19 protein-coding genes are annotated in these 19952 nt (G+C 63.0%); 14 read left to right on the forward strand and 5 right to left on the reverse strand.

From position 1 onward, the window contains the following. Positions 1 to 111: 111 nt before the first annotated feature. The gene (locus tag V6767_RS17045) at positions 112 to 558 is read left to right on the forward strand and encodes a type II toxin-antitoxin system RatA family toxin (protein ID WP_230721924.1); all 447 of its coding nucleotides are present in this window, start codon (positions 112 to 114) and stop codon (positions 556 to 558) included. Here V6767_RS17045 and V6767_RS17050 read toward each other — a convergent pair. From V6767_RS17050 to V6767_RS17060, 3 genes are read right to left on the reverse strand one after another with little or no spacing between them, the layout of a single operon-like run. Further along, a complete protein-coding gene (locus V6767_RS17050; protein WP_448474560.1) occupies positions 549 to 1043 on the reverse strand; it encodes a CinA family protein in 495 nt (164 codons plus the stop codon). The two genes, V6767_RS17045 and V6767_RS17050, sit on opposite strands and share 10 nt — an antisense overlap. Continuing rightward, positions 1040 to 2251, reverse strand: a complete 1212-nt coding sequence (locus V6767_RS17055; RefSeq protein ID WP_448474561.1) for a bifunctional 2-C-methyl-D-erythritol 4-phosphate cytidylyltransferase/2-C-methyl-D-erythritol 2,4-cyclodiphosphate synthase — start codon at positions 2249 to 2251, stop codon at positions 1040 to 1042. Before V6767_RS17055 ends, V6767_RS17050 begins: the two co-directional genes overlap by 4 nt. Further along, positions 2238 to 2420: a hypothetical protein gene (locus V6767_RS17060; protein ID WP_448474573.1), complete on the reverse strand. Its 183-nt coding sequence runs from the start codon at positions 2418 to 2420 to the stop codon at positions 2238 to 2240. The genes V6767_RS17055 and V6767_RS17060 overlap by 14 nt, the downstream gene beginning before the upstream one ends. On the opposite strand from V6767_RS17060, the gene dusB reads away from it, so the two are divergent. The 8 genes from dusB to hflX all read left to right on the forward strand — a co-directional run bounded on the left by dusB (position 2397) and on the right by hflX (position 13035). Beyond that, positions 2397 to 3413 carry a tRNA dihydrouridine synthase DusB gene (dusB, locus tag V6767_RS17065; protein WP_448474562.1) on the forward strand — a complete coding sequence of 339 codons (1017 nt, stop codon included), beginning with the start codon at positions 2397 to 2399 and terminating at the stop codon, positions 3411 to 3413. The genes V6767_RS17060 and dusB overlap by 24 nt on opposite strands. Then, the gene (locus tag V6767_RS17070; RefSeq protein WP_448474563.1) at positions 3410 to 4561 is read left to right on the forward strand and encodes a two-component system sensor histidine kinase NtrB; all 1152 of its coding nucleotides are present in this window, start codon (positions 3410 to 3412) and stop codon (positions 4559 to 4561) included. The genes dusB and V6767_RS17070 overlap by 4 nt, the downstream gene beginning before the upstream one ends. 1 nt (position 4562) lies before the next feature. Next, positions 4563 to 6014, forward strand: a complete 1452-nt coding sequence (ntrC, locus tag V6767_RS17075; RefSeq protein WP_448428878.1) for a nitrogen regulation protein NR(I) — start codon at positions 4563 to 4565, stop codon at positions 6012 to 6014. Between the two features lie 177 nt (positions 6015 to 6191). Then, positions 6192 to 8468 (forward strand): ATP-binding protein, encoded by a 2277-nt coding sequence (locus V6767_RS17080; protein WP_448474564.1) that lies wholly within the window; start codon positions 6192 to 6194, stop codon positions 8466 to 8468. Further along, a complete protein-coding gene (ntrX, locus tag V6767_RS17085; RefSeq protein WP_448474565.1) occupies positions 8458 to 9822 on the forward strand; it encodes a nitrogen assimilation response regulator NtrX in 1365 nt (454 codons plus the stop codon). The genes V6767_RS17080 and ntrX overlap by 11 nt, the downstream gene beginning before the upstream one ends. 56 nt (positions 9823 to 9878) lie before the next feature. Beyond that, the gene (trkA, locus tag V6767_RS17090) at positions 9879 to 11255 is read left to right on the forward strand and encodes a Trk system potassium transporter TrkA (RefSeq protein WP_448428872.1); all 1377 of its coding nucleotides are present in this window, start codon (positions 9879 to 9881) and stop codon (positions 11253 to 11255) included. 180 nt (positions 11256 to 11435) lie between these two features. After that, positions 11436 to 11678, forward strand: a complete 243-nt coding sequence (gene hfq / locus V6767_RS17095) for an RNA chaperone Hfq (RefSeq protein ID WP_018063272.1) — start codon at positions 11436 to 11438, stop codon at positions 11676 to 11678. Positions 11679 to 11691: 13 nt separating this feature from the next. Then, a complete protein-coding gene (hflX, locus tag V6767_RS17100; protein ID WP_448429849.1) occupies positions 11692 to 13035 on the forward strand; it encodes a GTPase HflX in 1344 nt (447 codons plus the stop codon). Positions 13036 to 13308: 273 nt separating this feature from the next. On the opposite strand, the gene mazG is transcribed toward hflX, so the two are convergent. Next, positions 13309 to 14142, reverse strand: a complete 834-nt coding sequence (gene mazG, locus V6767_RS17105) for a nucleoside triphosphate pyrophosphohydrolase (protein ID WP_448474566.1) — start codon at positions 14140 to 14142, stop codon at positions 13309 to 13311. Between the two features lie 34 nt (positions 14143 to 14176). Beyond that, entirely contained in the window at positions 14177 to 14764 is a 588-nt protein-coding gene (locus V6767_RS17110; protein WP_448474567.1) for a nucleoside deaminase, read from the reverse strand. A gap of 213 nt (positions 14765 to 14977) precedes the next feature. On the opposite strand from V6767_RS17110, the gene cysG reads away from it, so the two are divergent. The 5 genes from cysG (at position 14978) to V6767_RS17135 (ending at position 19846) form a co-directional block, all read left to right on the forward strand. After that, positions 14978 to 16429: a siroheme synthase CysG gene (gene cysG / locus V6767_RS17115; RefSeq protein WP_448474568.1), complete on the forward strand. Its 1452-nt coding sequence runs from the start codon at positions 14978 to 14980 to the stop codon at positions 16427 to 16429. Then, positions 16419 to 16736 carry a DUF2849 domain-containing protein gene (locus tag V6767_RS17120; RefSeq protein ID WP_230721911.1) on the forward strand — a complete coding sequence of 106 codons (318 nt, stop codon included), beginning with the start codon at positions 16419 to 16421 and terminating at the stop codon, positions 16734 to 16736. Before cysG ends, V6767_RS17120 begins: the two co-directional genes overlap by 11 nt. A 6-nt stretch (positions 16737 to 16742) precedes the next feature. Further along, positions 16743 to 18398: a nitrite/sulfite reductase gene (locus V6767_RS17125; protein ID WP_448474569.1), complete on the forward strand. Its 1656-nt coding sequence runs from the start codon at positions 16743 to 16745 to the stop codon at positions 18396 to 18398. An 11-nt stretch (positions 18399 to 18409) separates the two neighbouring features. After that, positions 18410 to 18913, forward strand: coding sequence for a DUF934 domain-containing protein (locus V6767_RS17130; RefSeq protein WP_448474570.1), 504 nt, complete (start codon positions 18410 to 18412; stop codon positions 18911 to 18913). A gap of 120 nt (positions 18914 to 19033) precedes the next feature. Then, a complete protein-coding gene (locus tag V6767_RS17135) occupies positions 19034 to 19846 on the forward strand; it encodes a ferredoxin--NADP reductase (protein WP_448428858.1) in 813 nt (270 codons plus the stop codon). Positions 19847 to 19952 lie beyond the last annotated feature (106 nt).

Genomic DNA, 19952 nt, shown 5'->3' on the forward strand with positions numbered 1-19952 from the left:
CGGCAAACCATCGCACGATTAGGCTCCGAACTCCTGTTGCAGCCTTCAAACTTCCGCCAACCCGAAATGAAAGACTTGCCATCCGCGTTTTGCCGCATTAGCTGAAACATCATGCCTGAGTTTAAGACAACCCGCCACGTCAGCCATTCCGCCGATCGCATGTTTGATCTGGTTGCAGACGTTGAACGCTATCCGGAATTCCTGCCGCTGTGCGAGGCGCTGACCGTGCGCTCCTCGCGCGAAAAGGACGGCAAGACGCTGCTGATCGCCGACATGACCGTCGGCTACAAGGGCATCCGCGAAAGCTTCACCACCCAGGTGCTGCTCAATCAGGCCGAGCGCAAGATCGATGTCAGCTATGTCGACGGGCCGTTCCGGTTTCTCGACAATCGCTGGCGGTTCGAGCCGGAAGGCGAGGGGGCCTGCGCCATCCAGTTCTACATCAATTACGAGTTCAAGAACCGAATCCTCGGCGCGATGATGGGCTCGATGTTCGAGCGGGCGTTCCGCAAATTCTCCGAAGCCTTCGAGGCGCGGGCGGACGAAATCTACGCCTGAATCAGACCTTCCAGCATGCCGAGCGCCGTCTGCACGGTCGCAAGCCTGATGCCGTGGCGGCCAATATCGCCATAGCGGCTTTCGATATGGTGCAGGTGGCCGCGGCGATCGCGCGCCGCCAGATGGACGAGGCCGACGGGCTTTTCGGCGCTGCCGCCCGAGGGGCCGGCGATGCCGGTGACCGCGACCGCCAGATCGGCGCCCGAACGCAGCAGCGCGCCCGCCGACATCTGCAGCGCGGTCTCGCGCGAGACGGCACCATGGGCCTCCAGCGTGCGGGCGCTGACGCCCAGCATCTCCATCTTCGCCTCGTTGGAATAAGTGATGTAGCCGCGATCGACCACGGCGGAGGAGCCGGCGATATCCGTGAGGGCTGCGACCACCAGCCCGCCGGTGCAGGATTCGGCGGTGGCGATGGTGAGGCCGGCCGCCTTGCAATGTTCGATCAGCGTGCGGGCGCGTTCGGCGATATCGGCGTTGATCATGTCACATTTCCATAGTTCACGCTGGCCGTGGCGATTGCCGCGATGCCTTCGCGCCGGCCGACAAAGCCGATGGTCTCGTTGGTCGTGGCCTTGACCGAGCAGCGCGCGAGGTCGATGCCGAGGCATTCCGCGATATTCTCGCGCATGGCAAGGCGATGCGGGCCCACCTTCGGGGCTTCCGCGATCAGGGTAACGTCGGCATTGAGGATCACGCCGCCCTTTTCGCGCACGATCTCCGCGGCATGGGCGAGGAAGATGTGTGAGGCGGCGCCCTTCCACTGCGGATCGGACGGCGGGAAGTGGTCGCCGATATCGCCTTCGCCGCAGGTGGCAAGCAGGGCGTCCGTCAGCGCGTGGAAGGCCACATCGGCATCGGAATGACCGGACAGCGCCATGTCATGCGGTATCTTGACGCCGCAGAGCGTGACGCCGTCGCCGGGCACCAGTTGGTGGACATCATAGCCATTGCCCGTGCGGATATCGGCGATCAGGGTGCGCGACAGTTTCTCGTCGGCCATGGCAATGTCTCTCCTGTAGGTCAGCTTCACATTGTCGGCGAGCCCGTCGACCAGCCGCACTGAAAGACCGGCCCATTCGGCGATGCCGGCATCATCGGTGAAATCGACGCGGCCCTCGGCCGCCGCCTTGCGGTGGGCGTCATAAATGAGCGGAAAGCTGAAGGCCTGTGGTGTCTGGGCGGCATAAAGGCCCGCGCGCGATACGGTGGCGCCGACATTGCCGTCACTGTCCGCCTTTTTCAGCGTATCGGCGACGGCCACGGCCGGAAGAACCGCATCGTGGCCGGCGTTGAGCGCCTCGGATACCCGCTCAAGCAGCGCCGCATCGAAGAAGGGGCGGACCGCGTCATGGATCAGGACATGGCTGGGCGCACTCGCCGCGAGCGCCTCAAGGCCCCGCAGCACCGATTGTTGACGTGTCTCGCCGCCGTGAACGAACCGGATGGCGTCGTGGTTCGTCAGGTGAGAAAGCGCGTCGGCAAACAGGGCCTCGTCATCCGGGTGAATGACGACCACGATGCCGGCTGTCGCGCCGCCCCATGCGGCAAATTCACGCAAGGTGTAGGCAATCACCGGCATGCCGCCGATCAGGCGGTACTGTTTTGGCCCCTCCTCAGGCGCGCCGGCGCGTTCGCCGCGTCCGGCGGCAACCACGACCACCCCTGGATTGTAGCTTTCACCTGCTGCCATGTTCGGCTAGAACCTGCCTGTTGATTCCTGTTGGCCGGAACTTACCCGGATTGACCCAATTTTCCAGCATCTGCCTAAATTTTGTGAGGCGCCAGCGAAAACGCTTGGCAAGGAAAGGCGTCTTGTCTAAAAATAGGGCAAAGTGATGTGCTGCATGAAAGATAGCCATTTGCCTCACCGCAAACCATCTGATTCCTTTCGGATCGGCCAGATCGAGATCCGCAACCGGGTGATTCTGGCGCCGATGTCCGGCGTCACCGATCTGCCGTTTCGCGCGTTAGCCTGGCGGCACGGCGCGGGGCTGGTGGTGACGGAGATGATCGCAAGCCGCGAACTGACGTTCAACACCGCCGAAAGCTGGGTTCGGCTGCGCGGCGCGGGGCTGAAGCCGCATATGGTGCAGCTCGCCGGGCGCGATCCGCATTACATGGCGGAGGCGGCGCGGATCGCCGAGGCGAACAGCGCGGATATCATCGACATCAATATGGGCTGCCCGGCCAAGAAGGTTGTCGGCGGCTATACCGGTTCGGCGCTGATGCGCGAGCCCGAGCGGGCGCTTGAAATCATCGATGCGACCGTCGGCGCGGTCAACGTGCCAGTCACGGTCAAGATGCGGCTCGGCTGGGACCATGACAGCATCAACGCGCCCTATCTGGCAAAGCGTGCCGAGGAGGCCGGGGTCCAGGCGATCACCGTCCACGGCCGCACCCGCATGCAGTTCTACAAGGGCGAGGCGGACTGGCAGGCGATCGAGCGCGTCGCCGAGGTCGTCTCCGTGCCCTTCATCGCCAATGGCGATATCGAGAGCCGGGAAGATGCCGCATACCTGCTGTCGCGTCCCGGGATTACGGCGGTGATGGTCGGGCGGTCCTGTCAGGGCCGCCCGTGGCATGCCGGCTATCTGGCGGGCCGAGCCGAACCCGATTTTCACGAGAAGGCGCGGATCGCGATCGAGCACTATCGCGAAATGATCGGCTTCTACGGTCCCGCCGTCGGCGTCCGTCATGCGCGCAAGCATCTCGGCTGGTACCTAGAACGGCTCGCGCCCGGCGTCGGCGCGGAGGCGAGGTCTTCGATCATGACCGCCGACGACCCGGATTTCGTGACAGCGCAGCTTGCCGCCATCTTCGAACACGCATCGCCCGAAAGGAAAGCGGCATGAACTCCGTCATCGGCAATGGCAACCAGCGCCTCGGCGCGGAAGCCGTCGCTCTTCAGGTTCTGAACGCGATTCAAAATCCCGTCGTGCTGGTCGAGGAGGATGGCCGCATCTCCTATACCAACTGGGAGGCGGAGGTTTTCTTCGGCGCCAGCGCAGCGCACCTGTCGCGCAAGACGCTGTCCGATTTCATTCCCTTCGACAGCCCGCTTCTGGCGCTGATCGCGCAAGTGCGCGAGCGTCGGGCACCTGTCAACGAATACCGCGTCGACCTGTCTTCGCCGCGTCTCGGCCAGGACAAGCTGGTGGACATCTATGTCGCGCCCGTGGGGGAGGAGGGGGCCGTGGTCCTCGTCTTCCAGGTACGCTCCATGGCCGACAAGATCGACCGGCAGCTCGTGCATCGCGCCGCCGCCCGCTCGGTGACCGGGCTTGCCTCGATGCTCGCCCACGAGATCAAGAACCCGCTTTCTGGCATTCGCGGCGCGGCCCAGCTTCTGGAAACCAATGCGAGCGACGACGACCGGGCGCTGACCCGGCTGATCTGCGATGAATCGGACCGGATCGTCTCGTTGGTCGACCGGATGGAGGTGTTTTCGGACGAGCGGCCGATCGACCGCGTGCCGCTCAACATCCACTCCGTGCTCGACCATGTGAAGGCGCTGGCCAAGGCCGGCTTTGCCCGCAACATCAAGATCACCGAGGAATACGACCCGTCGCTGCCGCAGGTCTTCGCCAATCGCGACCAGATGGTTCAGGTGTTCCTCAATCTGATCAAGAACGCATCGGAAGCCGTGGGCGACAGGCCGGATGGCGAGATCATCCTGACGTCGGCCTACCGCTCCGGCATCCGCATGTCAGTCGCAGGCACAAGGGAGAAGATTTCCCTGCCGCTGGAATTCTGCGTGCAGGACAACGGCCCCGGCGTGCCGGCCGACCTGATGCCGCATCTGTTCGATCCGTTCATCACCACCAAGCCGAACGGCACCGGCCTCGGCCTTGCTCTGGTCGCCAAGATCATTGGCGGTCACGGCGGCATCATCGAATGCGAGAACATGAACGGCCGAACGACCTTCCGCATCCTCATGCCGGTCTCGAAAGACGTATTGCCGCTGCCGCCGGAAATGGCCAGCCCGAATATGGATACATGACATGACAGCTACGATCCTTGTTGCCGATGACGACGCGGCGATCCGCACCGTGCTGAACCAGGCGCTGAGCCGGGCCGGTTATGATGTCCGCATCACCTCCAATGCCGCCACGCTGTGGCGCTGGGTCTCCGCCGGCGAGGGCGATCTGGTGCTGACCGATGTGGTGATGCCGGATGAAAACGCCTTCGATCTTCTGCCGCGCATCAAGAAATCGCGTCCCGAACTGCCGGTGATCGTGATGAGCGCGCAGAACACGTTCATGACGGCGGTGCGCGCCTCGGAAAAGGGCGCCTATGACTATCTGCCAAAGCCGTTCGACCTGACCGAGCTGATCGCGATCGTCGGCCGCGCCCTGTCGGAGCCGAAGCGCAAGCCGGCCAAGCTCGGCGACGACATGCAGGACGGCATGCCGCTTGTCGGCCGTTCGGCGGCGATGCAGGAAATCTATCGGGTTCTGGCCCGGCTGATGCAGACCGACCTGACGCTGATGATCACCGGCGAATCCGGTACCGGCAAGGAACTGGTGGCCCGTGCGCTGCATGATTACGGCAAGCGCCGTAACGGCCCGTTCGTCGCCATCAACATGGCTGCGATCCCGCGCGACCTGATAGAATCGGAACTCTTCGGCCACGAGAAAGGCGCCTTCACCGGGGCGCAGACGCGATCCTCCGGCCGGTTCGAGCAGGCCGAGGGCGGCACGCTGTTTCTGGACGAGATCGGCGACATGCCGATGGATGCCCAAACGCGGCTTTTGCGCGTGCTCCAGCAGGGCGAATATACCACTGTCGGCGGCCGCACGCCGATCCGCACCGATGTCCGGATCGTGGCGGCGACCAACAAGGACCTGAAACAGTCGATCAATCAGGGCCTGTTCCGCGAGGACCTCTACTACCGCCTCAACGTCGTGCCGCTGCGCCTGCCGCCGCTGCGCGAACGGGCGGAGGATATCGGCGATCTGGTGCGCCATTTCGTCAACGAGGGCGAGGTCGAGGGGCTCGGCGGCAAGCGGTTCGAGCAGCAGGCTCTGGACGCGATGAAGTCCTATGCCTGGCCGGGCAATGTCCGCGAACTGGAAAACCTTGTCCGCCGCCTGATGGCGCTTTATCCGCAGGAGGTCATCACCCGCGAAATCGTGGAGCAGGAATTGCAGGCCGATCAGCCGGAAGCGCCCGCCGAGGGCGCAACGGTCAGAAACGGCATGCCAACCATCGCCCAGGCGGTGGAGGAAAATATGCGTACCTATTTCGCCGGCTTCGGCGACGGGCTGCCGCCCTCCGGCCTTTACGAGCGCGTGCTCAACGAGGTCGAGTATCCGCTGATCCTGGCGGCGCTGACGGCCACGCGCGGCAACCAGATCCGCGCCGCAGATCTGCTCGGCCTCAACCGCAATACGCTGCGCAAGAAGATCCGCGAACTGGGCGTCTCGGTCTATCGCAGCTCCCGCAGTTCCTGACGCTGCAAGTCGCCGGTTGCAGCTTTCCGTTGCATTTGTGCCACAATCTGTTGCATATCCTCCCCATAAGGGGAATGCGCGAGTCGGTGTGACAGGCTGCGTTCACCCGCTCCATGGGCGGTGCATGATGATGGGCCGGCCCTGACAAGAAGGGCGATAATGACTGCAGAGGGCAGCATGGCGGAGACGCACTCCGTCCATCAGGAGGGGACCCACGAGGGCGCGCCTTATGGGCGCGGCGGCGCGCGGGCTATTCTTAGATCGCCCGGCATGTTCGTTGTCAGCGGCGCGCTGATCACCGCCTTCCTGTCGCTTTTCATCCTGCTTGGCCTGACGCCGATCAAACCCACCGGCAAGGTGGTGATCGCGCTGGTGGCGACCAACTCGCTGTTCGTCATTGCCATGGCCTTCCTGATCGGGCGGGAAGTCAGCCACCTGCTGAAGGCCCGAAGACGCGGCCGGGCGGCGGCCCAGCTTCATATCCGCATCGTGGCGCTGTTTTCGATCGTGGCGATCACGCCCGCCATTCTGGTGGCGATCTTCGCGACATTGACGCTCAACGCCGGGCTCGACCGCTGGTTTGCGCTCAGGACCCAGTCCATCGTCCAGTCCTCGCTCAACGTGGCGCAGGCCTATATGATGGAAAACGCCAGCTATCTGCAGGGTCAGACGCTGTCCATGGGCAATGATCTGGAACGCAACCGCTCGCTCTATCTGCTCGACCGCCGGGGTTTCTCCGACCTGATGGCGCGACAGGCGCGCGGACGCGGCCTGCTCGGCGCGTCTCTGGTGCGCGCGGATGGTAGCGTCATCGTCGAGGCCGATCTCGGCGACGACAAGCCGCTGCCCGATATTCCGAAGGACGCGCTGGAAAAGGCCGCCGCCGGCACGCCGACGCTGATCCCACCGGGTGATACCAATCTGGTCGGCGCGATCATCGCGCTCGAGGCGATCCCCGACAGCCTGCTTTACACCGTCCGCGCGGTCGATCCGACCGTGATGGGCGCGATGCGGATGATCGAGGACAACGTCTCCGAATACAGTTCGATGGAGGAGGGCCGGGTCTCGATCCAGGTCGCCTTCGCCGTGCTCTATCTCGGTTTTGCGCTGATCGTGCTGCTCGCCGCGATCTGGACCGGCATCGCGGTCGCCGACCGCATCGTGCTGCCGATCCGCATGCTGATCGGGGCGGCCGACCAGGTGGCCTCCGGCGACATGAAGGTCGCCGTGCCGGTGCGCTCCATCGACGGCGATGTCGGCAGGCTTTCCAGCACGTTCAACAAGATGGTTGCCGAAATCCGAGAACAGCAGCGCGAAATCCTGGTGGCCAAGGACGAGGTCGATGACCGCCGCCGGTTTATCGAGGCCGTGCTTTCCGGGGTCACCGCCGCGGTGATCGGCGTCGATGAGAATCGCATGGTCACGATCGTGAACGTCTCCGCCGGCGAGCTTCTGGCGGCGCGCGACGACGAGTTGCTCGGCCGCAAGCTGGAGGAGATTTCACCCGAGATCGATCTGGTGATGACCGCCGCCATGCGCCGCAGCCGGCAGAATTTCCGCCAACAGATCAATCTCGTGCGCCTTGGCAAGGAACGCACGTTGTCGGTTCAGGTGACGCGTGAGGATTCGCGTGACGGCTCCAACGCCTATGTCATCACCCTCGACGACATCACCGACCTGATCATCGCTCAGCGCTCCACCGCCTGGGCCGATGTGGCGCGGCGCATCGCCCACGAGATCAAGAACCCGCTGACGCCGATCCAGCTTTCGGCGGAACGGATCAAGCGCCGCTTCGGCCGCAAGATCGAGGACGAGGAGGACCGCAAGGTCTTCGATCAGTGTACTGATACAATCGTCCGTCAGGTTGGCGATATCGGCCGCATGGTGGACGAGTTCTCGTCCTTCGCCCGCATGCCGAAGCCGTCAAAGACACAAGGCGACCTGCGATCCATCCTCTCCGACGCAATTTTCCTGCTGGAGATGGGGCGCACCGACGTGACCTTCATGCGCGATCTCGGCGATGAGCCGCTGACGGGGTTGTTTGACGATCGCATGCTCGGCCAGGCCTTCGGAAATCTGATCAAGAACGCCGTCGAAGCCATTGAAGCGGTTCCAACAAATGAGTTCGACGGAGAACGCAAGATACTGGTGCGAGCATCCCATGACGAGAGCCGCGATCGCTACGTCATAGACTTTATCGACAACGGCAAGGGCTTGCCGGTCGAAAATCGTCACATGATCCTTGAGCCATATATCACCATGCGCGAAAAGGGCACGGGACTTGGTCTCGCGATCGTTCGCAAGATCATTGAGGAGCATGGCGGCAAGCTCGAACTGCATGATGCGCCGCACGACTTCGCCGGCGGGCGAGGGGCGATGATCCGCGTTGAGCTGCCGCATATCCACGATGGCGAGCGCCAGGAAACGGACAAGGAGAAACAAGATGGCATCTGATATTCTTGTCGTCGACGACGAAGCCGATATCCGCGATATCGTCTCGGGCATCCTGTCCGATGAGGGACACGAAACCCGGGTTGCACACGACAGCGACAGCGCGCTGGCGGCGATCGCAGACCGGGTTCCGCGGCTGATCTTCCTCGACATCTGGATGCAGGGCAGCCGTCTCGACGGGCTGGCGCTGCTGGAGGAAATCAAATCGCGTTACGCCGACCTGCCGGTGGTGATGATCTCCGGCCACGGCAATATCGAAACGGCCGTCTCCTCCATCAAGCGCGGGGCTTTCGATTTTATCGAAAAGCCGTTCAAGGCCGATAGGCTGGTGCTGATCGCCGAGCGCGCGCTGGAAAATTCGCGGCTGAAGAACGAGGTGCAGGAGCTAAAGCGCAAGAGCGGCGACCCGGAAGAACTCGTCGGCTCCTCGCTGCTGGTCTCGCAATTGCGCCAGATGGTGGACAAGGTCGGCCCCACCAATTCCCGCGTGATGATCTTCGGCCCCTCCGGCTCCGGCAAGGAGGTGGTGGCCCGGCTGATGCATAAGAAAAGCCTGCGCGCCGAGGGCCCGTTCGTGGCGCTGAACGCCGCTGCGATCACGCCCGAAAACATGGAGACCGAGCTTTTCGGCGTCGAAGCCGGCGGCGGACGGACGCGCAAGACCGGCGCTCTCGAGCGCGCCCATCGCGGCACGCTCTATCTGGACGAGATCGGCGAAATGCCGCTGGAAACCCAGAAAAAGATCCTGCGCGTGCTGGTCGATCAGCAGTTTGAGCGGGTCGGCGGCAGCCGGCGTGTGTCGGTCGACGTCCGCATACTTTCTTCCACCGCGCTCGACCTTCAGGCGCGGATCGAGGAGGGGCAGTTCCGGCAGGACCTGTTTCATCGGCTGGCGGTGGTGCCGGTACGCATTCCATCGCTTTCCGAGCGGCGCGAGGATATTCCCTTCCTGGTGGACTTCGTCATGCGCCAGCTTTGCGAGCAGGCAGGCATCCGTCAGCGCTCGATCGGCGATGACGCCATGGCGATATTGCAGGCCCATGACTGGCCGGGCAATATCAGGCAGCTTCGCAACAATCTGGAGCGGCTGCTGATCCTGTCGCGTGAGGAGGATGCGTCCGCGCCGATTTCCGCCGATCTGCTGCCGGCCGACCTTTCCGACGTGTTGCCGCAGATCCAGACCTCGGGCGACGCCCATATCATGACGCTGCCGCTGAGAGAGGCGCGCGAGCGCTTTGAACGGGACTATCTGATGGCGCAGATCAATCGCTTCGGCGGGAACATTTCGCGCACCGCCGAATTTGTCGGGATGGAGCGTTCCGCGCTGCACCGCAAGCTTAAGTCGCTTGGCATTTAGGCCAAAACCGGGCAGATTGCGGCCAACTGAACATACCAAACCCCAGAGGGGTTCTTATGAAAATCATCATCTGCGGCGCTGGCCAGGTCGGTTTCGGCATCGCCGAACGGCTCTCCCAGGAATATAACGACGTCTCCGTTATCGATACGTCCGCCTCGCTCATCACCGCCATCACCGAGCTCCTGGATGTGCGCGGCTATGTCGGCCACGGCGCCCATCCGGACATGCTGGCCAAGGCCGGCGCCGATCAGGCCGACATGATCATCGCCGTCACGCTGCATGACGAGATCAACATGGTGGCGTGCCAGGTGGCGCATTCGCTGTTCAACGTGCCGACCAAGATCGCCCGCATCCGTTCGCAAAGCTACCTGCACTCGCATTATTCGGACCTGTTTTCGCGCGACCACATGCCGATCGACGTCACGATCTCGCCCGAGGTCGAAGTCGGCAAGATGGTGCTACGCCGCATTTCCTTCCCAGGCGCCACCGATATCGTGCGGTTCGCCGACGAGAAGATCGCGATGCTCGCCGTCGAATGCAATGACGACTGCCCGGTGCTGAACACGCCGCTCGTCCAGCTCAGCCAGCTCTTTCCGGATCTGAACGCGACGGTGACCGGCATCTATCGCCATGAAGAGGTGATCATTCCGCATTCGACCGACCAGATTCTCGCCGGCGACCTCGTCTATGTTGTTTGCGAACATGAGCATATCCGGCGCACGCTGGCTCTGTTCGGCCATGAGGAGCAGGAGGCGCGGCGGATCGTGATCGCCGGCGGCGGCAATATCGGCTTCTTCGTCGCCAAGTCGATCGAGGACCTGCAGCCCAAGACCCGCATCAAGATGATCGAGCAGGACCGCGACAAGGCGGTGGCGGTATCGGACGCGCTGCACCACGGCATTGTGATCCAGGGCTCGGCGCTCGACCAGAACATCATGGTGCAGGCGGATGTGCCAGACGCCCATTTGATGGTGGCGCTGACCAATAACGACCAGACCAATATCCTGTCCTCGGTGATTGCCAAGCAGCTCGGCTGCAAGTCCAATCTGGCGCTTTTGAACAATCCGTCGTTCCACGACGTCACCAAGTCGCTCGGCATCGATGCCTATATCAACCCGCGCGCCGTCACGATCTCGCGCGTGCTTCAGCATGTGCGCAAGGGCCGCATCCGCTCGGTCTATGCCGTGCAGAAGGGCGCCGCCGAGGTGATCGAGGCGGAGGCGCTGGCGACATCGCCGCTCGTCGGTACGCCATTCCGCGACCTCGACCTGCCCGACGGCATCCGTATTGGCGCGATCTACCGGGGCGAGGAGGTCATCCGGCCGCATGGCGATCTCAAGATCAAAGCGCATGACCGGGTGATCCTGTTTGCCGCGGCTTCCGCGGTGCGTCACGTCGAGCAGCTCTTCCGGGTTTCGATCCAGTATTTCTGAGCGATCCGGCCTGCCCGCATGGCCCGCGAAAAAGGAGTCTCGGCGGCTCATGTTTTTCGCCGTTGCGGAAGCGCCGGTGATTTGCTACCAAAAGTTCATGATCTGTTGCCCTGACGTTTTCGATGGCAACGAAGAGGTGGAACCGGCCCCGGCCGGCAAGAGAAAGAAAGAAGCGGCGCTATGGCGGAACGTTCTCAGAATTTGCAGGATCTTTTTCTCAACACGGTTCGCAAGCAGAAAATTTCCCTGACGATCTTCCTGATCAACGGCGTGAAACTGACCGGGGTGGTGACGTCGTTCGACAATTTCTGCGTCCTGCTGCGCCGTGACGGTCATTCGCAGCTTGTCTACAAGCACGCCATTTCGACGATCATGCCCGGCCAGCCGGTGCAGATGTTCGAAGGCGATGACAACGCTTCCTGATAGGTGAGCTTCCATTTCCGACAATACCCAATTTCCCGAGAGCGAATACGAGAACAGGGATTCCTCCCGCGTCCTCGTGATCGTGCCGGTTATCAAGCAGTCGCGGGCCGAGGCCGAACGCACCGCGCTGTCGGCGCGCGCGCCTGAAAGCCGCTTGCAGGAGGCCGAGGGCCTTGCCCGCGCGATCGGGCTTGAGGTTGCGGCCTCCGAAATCGTGACGATCAACGATCCGCGTCCGGCAACCTTGCTTGGAACCGGCAAGATCGAAGAGCTCGACGCCCTGTTGGATGAAAACAATATCGGTCTGGTGGTCGTCGACCATCCTCTGTCGCCGGTGCAGCAGCGCAACCTCGAAAAGGCCTGGGTCGCCAAGGTCATCGACCGCACCGGGCTGATTCTCGAAATCTTCGGCGAGCGCGCCTCCACCAAGGAGGGCCGGCTGCAGGTTGAACTCGCGCATCTGAACTATCAGCGTGGTCGTCTCGTCAGAAGCTGGACCCACCTTGAGCGCCAGCGCGGCGGCGGCGGCTTCATGGGCGGCCCCGGCGAAACCCAGATCGAGGCCGACCGGCGGATGCTGCGCGAGCGCATCACCAAGCTCGAACGCGAGCTGGAGCAGGTGGTCCGCACCCGAAAGCTTCACCGCTCCAAGCGCAAGAAGGTGCCGCATCCGATCGTGGCGCTGGTGGGCTACACCAATGCCGGCAAGTCGACGCTGTTCAACCGGATCACCGGGGCAGGGGTGCTGGCCGAGGACATGCTATTTGCAACCCTCGACCCGACGCTGCGCCGGATGAAGCTGCCGCACGGGCGCACCGTGATCCTCTCCGACACCGTCGGGTTCATCTCGGACCTGCCGACCCATCTGGTCGCCGCCTTCCGCGCCACGCTGGAAGAGGTGCTGGAGGCGGATCTGATCCTTCATGTCCGCGACATGGCCGATCCCGCCCGCGATGCGCAATCGGCCGATGTGCTACGCATTCTCGGCGAACTCGGCATTGACGAGGCCGAGCAGAATGCCCGCATTCTGGAGGTCTGGAACAAGGTCGATCTGCTAGGCCCGGAAGAACACGATGCGATGATGGCGCGGGCGTCCTCCACCGAGAACGTCATGGCCGTCTCCGCCATTTCCGGCGAGGGCGTCGACGCGCTTGTCGACCGCATCGCCGACCGGCTGGCCGGCGTGCTGACTGAGACCACGATCACGCTTTCGCCCGATCAGTTGCACCTGCTCCCTTGGCTTTACGAACACGCGCTTGTCGACGAACGTCGCGATCTCGAGGACGGCTCCGTCAGCCTCGACCTGCGCCTTGCCGGCGGCGAGGCGCAGCGGCTGGAGAGCATGCTGGCGGAGTGATTCGTTCAGGTTTTGTCGGTGATGAGGTCGTGCAAAACCGATGCCGTCGATATGATGTAATGCGTCGCCTCACCCAATCTCTCCCCTTGAGGGAGAGATGTCGCGAAAGCGACAGAGAGGGGTGAACCCTCTCCGATCAGCTCGGAATTCGCGGCCCGCGCTGCACCCCTCTCTGCCCCTGTCGGGGCATCTTCCCCTCAAGGGGGGAGATTGTTTGGCCGTGTAGCCGATCCAGAGTGAGCTTTTCGCTGGCCGTTTTCGGCACAAGCCCTCTCATCCGAGCTGCCGCTCGATCGCCTTGGCGTCCTGCCACAGCGCTTCCATACGTTCCAGCGTCGCTTCGTCGAGGGTCTCGCCGGAGGCATCGAGCGTTTCTTCGATATGGTTGAAGCGACGGCGGAATTTGGTGTTGGTGCCGCGCAGCGCCTGTTCGGGGTCGGTCTTCGTTTGACGGGCGAGGTTGACGGCGGCGAAGATCAGATCGCCGAGTTCGTCGGAAATGCGGGATTTGTCGCCTGTCTGAAACGCCTCGCGCAACTCGCCGATCTCCTCCTCGAACTTGGCGAGGATCGGTTCCGGCTCGGACCAGTCGAAGCCGACGCGGGCGGCATGTTCCTGAAGCTTCAAGGCCTCTGTAAGGGCCGGGAATGAGCGCTGGACGCCGCCGAGATGGCCAGCCTTGAAATCCTCGGTGATCCCGCTTTTCGCCCGCCGTTCGGCGCGTTCTGCCTTTTCCTGCCGCTTGATCTCGTCCCACTGGATCTTGACCGCTTCCGGCGTATCCGCCGCTTTGACGGCGAAGACATGCGGGTGGCGGCGGATCATCTTGGCGGTGATCGCGTGGACGACGTCTCCGAAGGAAAACAGCCCGTTTTCCTCTGCCATGCGGGCGTGGAACACGACCTGCAACAGAAGGTCCCCCAGTTCGTCGCAGAGATCGTCGAAATCCTTGCGCTCGATCGCGTCGGCGACCTCATAGGCTTCCTCGATCGTATAGGGCTTGATGCTGTCGAAATCCTGTTTCAGGTCCCACGGGCAGCCGGTTTCCGGCGTGCGCAGGGCGGCCATGATGTCGAGAAGACGCGTGATGTCGCGGGAGGCTTCCACGGTTTCGGACTCCGTATTGCTGTGCGATCGGGCTTTAGCCGAGCGGTATCTTGGTGTCGCCCTTGTGGGCCTGATAGGTTTCCGAAGCAAGGGCGTAGGTCTCGCGGATACGGTCGATCCTTTCCATGAAGCGGCTGCGCGCCGGCTCCGCGCTTGCCTCCGCCATGTCGATGATCGAGCGCGCGGTGAAGAAGGCGTTCTTGCGGCGGTAGCCGCCCGGCTCCAGGCCGTAGAGTTCCTTCATGATCTTCAGATCGTGGGGAATGGCGAAGCTGTCGCGCGAATCCTCATGGCTGAAGAAATAGAAATAATTGTCGAAGCCGGCCCAGGTGATCGCCGACATGCACATTGTGCAGGGTTCATGGGTGGACAGGAAAATCAGATCGCGCGTGGCGGGCGGATCGGGCAGTTCGTAGAACTGCTTCAGCGTGTGGACCTCGCCGTGCCAGAGCGGATTGCTGGTCTCGTCATTGGTGCCGGCGATCACCAGCGACAGATCGTCCTTGCGCAGGATGGCCGCGCCGAAAACCTTGTTGCCGCCGCTGACGCCTTGAAGCGTCTTGGGCAGGATGTCGTCTTCGATCACGGCAAGAAGGCGATCGGTGAGGGTCTGGTCGTCCACGGTGATTCCAGTTCGGCAGATTGGAGAGCCCGATTTAAAAGGACATTGGCATGCGAGCGCAAGCCTAGTGCAAGCGCTGCGGGTAAATTTGCCCCGCATTGCGCGGATTTGAGGAATGAAATGTTCCATGCCGCGCGCCCGCGCATTTTCGTTTCTTCAAACATTGCCGCCGCAGAGCGATTGTTGTGCCAATCTTGAGAAGGACTGTGCGCAATGGGCACGAAAGACGATTTGTTGACGACTTTCCCGGCGTTTTTCCGGGTCGATGACCGCAAGGTCGCGATTTTCGGCGGCGGCGACGAGGCCTTCGCCAAGGCCCGGCTGATGGCCAAGACCTCGGCCACGATCGTGGCCTATGCCGAGAGCGTCGAGGATGACTACCGGGCGTTTCTCGCCGAGCACGGCTATGAGCTTGTGGAAGCATCCTTCGCTCCGGAACAGTTTGAAGGCGCGGTGCTGGTTTTTGCCGCGACCGGGATCAGCGATCAGGACCACCTGATCGCCGAGGCGGCGCGGGCGGCCTCGATACCGGTCAACGCCGTGGACCAGAAGGACGATTGCGATTTCTACACGCCGGCGCTGGTCGCCCGTCCGCCGATCGCCGTCGCCATCGGAACGGAAGGGGCTGGTCCCGTGCTTGCCCAGATGATCCGGGCGCAGATCGACACCATGCTGCCGCGTTCGCTCGGGCCCCTTGCACAGCTCGCAAATCGCCTGCGCGACAAGGTCGACGCCAATATTCCGCGGGGTGCGCCGCGCCGCGCCTTCTGGTCGCGTTTCTTCAACGGCTCGGTTGCGAATGCGATCGAAAAGGGAAGGGCGCTTGAGGCCGAGTGCCTTGCCGACGAGATCATCGCCGATGGCGCAACGATCTCGGGTCATGTCGCGCTTGTCGGCGCGGGGCCGGGCGCCGAGGACCTGCTGACGATCCGCGCCCACCGGCTGATGATGGAAGCCGATGTGATTGCCTATGATGCGCTCGTTCCCCAGGCCGTCGTCGATATGGGCCGGCGCGATGCGGAGCGCATTGCCGTCGGCAAGCGCAAGAACTGCCATTCGAAGTCTCAGAACGAAATCAATGACCTGCTGGTCGATCTTGCAAAGGAAGGCAAGCGCGTCGTGCGGCTGAAATCCGGCGATCCGCTGATCTTCGGCCGTGCCGGCGAGGAAATGGCGGCTCTGCGCGGGGCGGGCGTTTCCTATGAGGTTGTGCCCGGCATCACGTCCGCCACGGCCGCGGCCGCCGATTTCGAACTGCCGCTGACGCTGCGCGGCGTCGCCTCGACCCTGGTTTTTACGACCGGCCACGACCTCAATGGTGACACCCTGCCGGACTGGGCCGCGCTTGCGGTCCGGGGCGCCACCATTGCCGTCTATATGGGCCGTTCCGTTGCCGCCAAGCTCGGCGCCCGGCTTCAGGAGGCGGGCGTGCCCGCCGACACCACGATCGCGGTAATCGAGAACGCCAGCCGCAGCAATCAGCGCCTGTTCCACGGCGTGCTGTCCGAAATGGCGCTGCTGGAGGCGCGCGACGACCTTGCCGGCCCGGTGATGGTGATCATCGGTGATGCCGTTGCCGGCGCCAATCTGAAGCATTCGAGCGCGCTTTCGCAGGATAACCAGGTCGCCCAGACGAAATTCAAGGGAGTTGCCCATGTCCGCTAAGGTTCTGACCGCAAATCGCCTGACCGACGGCCTTGCCGTCTGGCTCGATGCCAATGGCCGCTGGTGCGAGGATCTGCAGACAGCGCTTGTCGCCCGCCACGACGCGGCGATCGAAAGCCTCGACGAAATCGGCAAGCGTGATTTTTCCGCCAACAAGGTGGTCGATCTTGCCGTCATCGATGTTGAAGAGCGTCCCGACGGGCGCATCTGGCCGCTCAGGCTGCGCGAGCGCATTCGCGCCGAAGGCCCGACCATTCCTTACGCGGCCGGCTATGCCGCCGCCAAACCAGAACGCGTGGAGGCGTAAGACCTCATGTATCGTTACGATGAATTCGACAAGGATTTCGTCGCCCAACGGGTGGACCAGTTCGACGATCAGGTCGAGCGCCGCCTTTCCGGCGAAATCACCGAGGACGCCTTCAAGCCGCTTCGGCTGATGAACGGCGTCTACCTTCAGCTTCACGCCTATATGCTGCGCATCGCCGTGCCCTATGGCACGATGAATGCCCGGCAGATGCGCATGCTCGCCCATGTGGCGCGGACCTATGACCGCGGCTATGGCCATTTTACCACGCGCCAGAACATCCAGTTCAACTGGCCGAAGCTTTCCGATATTCCGGCGATCCTGCGCGATCTCGCAAGCGTGGAAATGCATGCGATCCAGACCTCGGGCAATTGCATCCGCAACGTGACCGCCGATCATTTCTCGGGCGCCGCCGCAGACGAGGTCGCCGATCCGCGGCCCTATGCGGAAATCCTGCGGCAGTGGTCGTCGCTGCATCCGGAATTCTCGTTCCTGCCGCGCAAGTTCAAGATCGCGGTGACGGGCGCCGAGCGCGACCGGGCCGCGATCCAGGTCCACGATATCGGCCTGCATCTGAAGAAGAACGAGGCCGGTGAACTCGGCTTTGCCGTCTATGTCGGCGGCGGGCAGGGGCGTACGCCGATGATCGCCAAGAAGGTTCGCGACTTCCTGCCGGAAGCCGATCTTTTGACCTATGCCACCGCGATCCTGCGCGTCTACAACCTCAATGGCCGCCGCGACAACAAGTATAAGGCCCGCATCAAGATCCTGGTGCACGAAACCGGGCTCGAGGAGCTGAAGGCGCAGATCGAGCAGGAGTTCGACGCGCTGAAGGGCGGCGAACTGACGCTGCCGGAGGCCGATGTCGAGGCGATCCGCGCCTATTTCGCCCCGCCGGAACTGCCAGCCCGCGAACGCGACCGGTTCGATACCGCCGATGCCGGCTACATAAACTGGCTGACCCGCAACACCGTCGCCCACAAGCGCGACGACTATGTCATGGTCACGATCTCGCTGAAGCCGATCGGCGGCATTCCCGGAGACGCGACCGATGCCCAGATGGAAGCGGTCGCCGATATCGCCGAGCGCTATGGGTTCGATGAAATCCGCGTCAGCCACGAGCAGAACCTTGTGCTGCCGCATGTCGCCCGGGCTGACTTGCCGGCGGTCTATCGCGCACTTGAGGAAGCGGGACTTGCAACCGGTAATGCCGGGCTGATCACAGATATCATCGCCTGTCCCGGGCTGGACTATTGCGCGCTCGCCAATGCGCGGTCGATCCCGCTGGCGCAGGAGCTTTCCACCCGTTTCGGCAATGCCGAGCGTCAGGCCGAGATCGGCGATCTCAAGATCAAGATTTCCGGCTGCATCAATGCCTGCGGCCATCACCATGTCGGCCATATCGGCCTTCTTGGCGTGGAGAAGAAGGGCGCGGAGCTCTACCAGATCACGCTTGGCGGATCGGCGGATGAGAACACCTCGATCGGCGAGATCGTCGGCCGCGGCTTCGAACCGTCCAAGGTGACCGATGCGGTGGAGACAATCGTCGATACCTATCTTGAGCTTAGGGCCGACGCGTCCGAAACCTTTATCGAGGCCTATCGCAGGCTGGGCGCGCAGCCCTTCAAGGACGCGCTCTATCCCGAAAAAGCCAAGGCTGCCTGAGGAGACACCGCATGACTGCAATCTGGAAAGAAGGCGGCTTCGTCGAGAACGACCCCTGGGTGGTGGAAACCGAAGACCGCAAGGCGGGCGAGGGCGAGCGCGCGCTTGTTCCCTACACCGATATCATCGAGCATGGCGTTGACGGCAACGAGCCGGTCGGCGTGGTGCTGGGGCCGTTCGACGACCCGATCCTGCTTGCGCCCTATCTCGACCGGATCACGCTGGTGGCGCTCACCTTTCCGGCCTTCAGCGATGGGCGCGCATTTTCGCAGGCGACGCTTTTGCGCGAGCGGCTGGGCTATGCCGGCGAGCTGCGCGCCGTCGGCGACGTGCTGATCGATCCGCTGGTGCATATGCTGCGCTGCGGTTTCGACAGCTTCGCCGTGACCAACGAGACCGCAATCCGGCGGCTCGGAGAAGGACGGTTACCGGCGGTGACGCGTTACTACCAGCCCGCGTCAAAACCCGCCGCCGCGGTGCCCGGCTATAGCTGGCGGCGCCAGATGGGCGCGTGAAAAGCCCACGAATTTTCCGCTGACTTTGCAATTGTCGGCCAGCGGTAGTATTTGAGCGCTGGAGGAGATGACCCGCAAGCGGATCGAAGGCGCCGACGAGACAGAATGACAGGACCAGACATGAACGTGCAGACCAAAACCGACGATCTTGCGACTGCGTTGCCCGCCGGGGTTTACGGCGAGACCGTGCTGAGCGTGGAGCATTACACCGACCATCTGTTCCGTTTCACCATGACGCGGCCGGCCGGCTTCCGCTTCCGCTCCGGCGAATTCGCGATGATCGGCCTGATGGTCGACGGCAAGCCGATCTACCGCGCCTATTCGATCGCAAGTCCGGCCTGGGCCGATACGCTGGAATTCTTCTCGATCAAGGTTCCGGGCGGCCCGCTGACCCAGCATCTGCAGAAGATCCAGCCCGGCGACACGGTGCTGATGCGCAAGAAGCCGACAGGCACGCTGGTGCTCGACGCGCTGACGCCGGCCAAGCGGCTCTACATGTTCTCGACCGGAACCGGCATTGCGCCGTTCGCCAGCCTGATCCGCGAGCCGGAGACCTTCGAGAAATTCGACGAGGTGATCCTGACGCATACCTGCCGCGAGGTCGCCGAGCTGAAATACGGCTTCGATCTGGTGAACGAGATCGAGAACGACGAACTCCTGAGCGAGGTCGTCGGCGGCAAGCTGCACCATTACGCCACCGCCACCCGCGAGGATTTCGTGCGCACCGGCCGCATCACCGACCTGATCGCCAGCGGCAAGCTTTTCGAGGACCTCGGCGTTCCCGCGCTGAACCCGGAGACCGACCGCGCCATGATCTGCGGCTCGACCGAGATGCTGAAGGACACCAAAGCGCTTCTGGAAGCCGCCGGCCTGACCGAAGGCGCCAACAACAAGCCGTCGCAATTCGTGATCGAACGGGCGTTTGTGGGGTAGGGCGCTTCAGCCAGTTACAGGGCGAAATTTTGCGCGAGGCGTAGCAGCCTACAATCTCCCCCCTTGAGGGGGAGATGTCGCGAAAGCGACAGAGAGGGGTATAGGG

Source organism: Martelella sp. FLE1502, assembly GCF_053484255.1.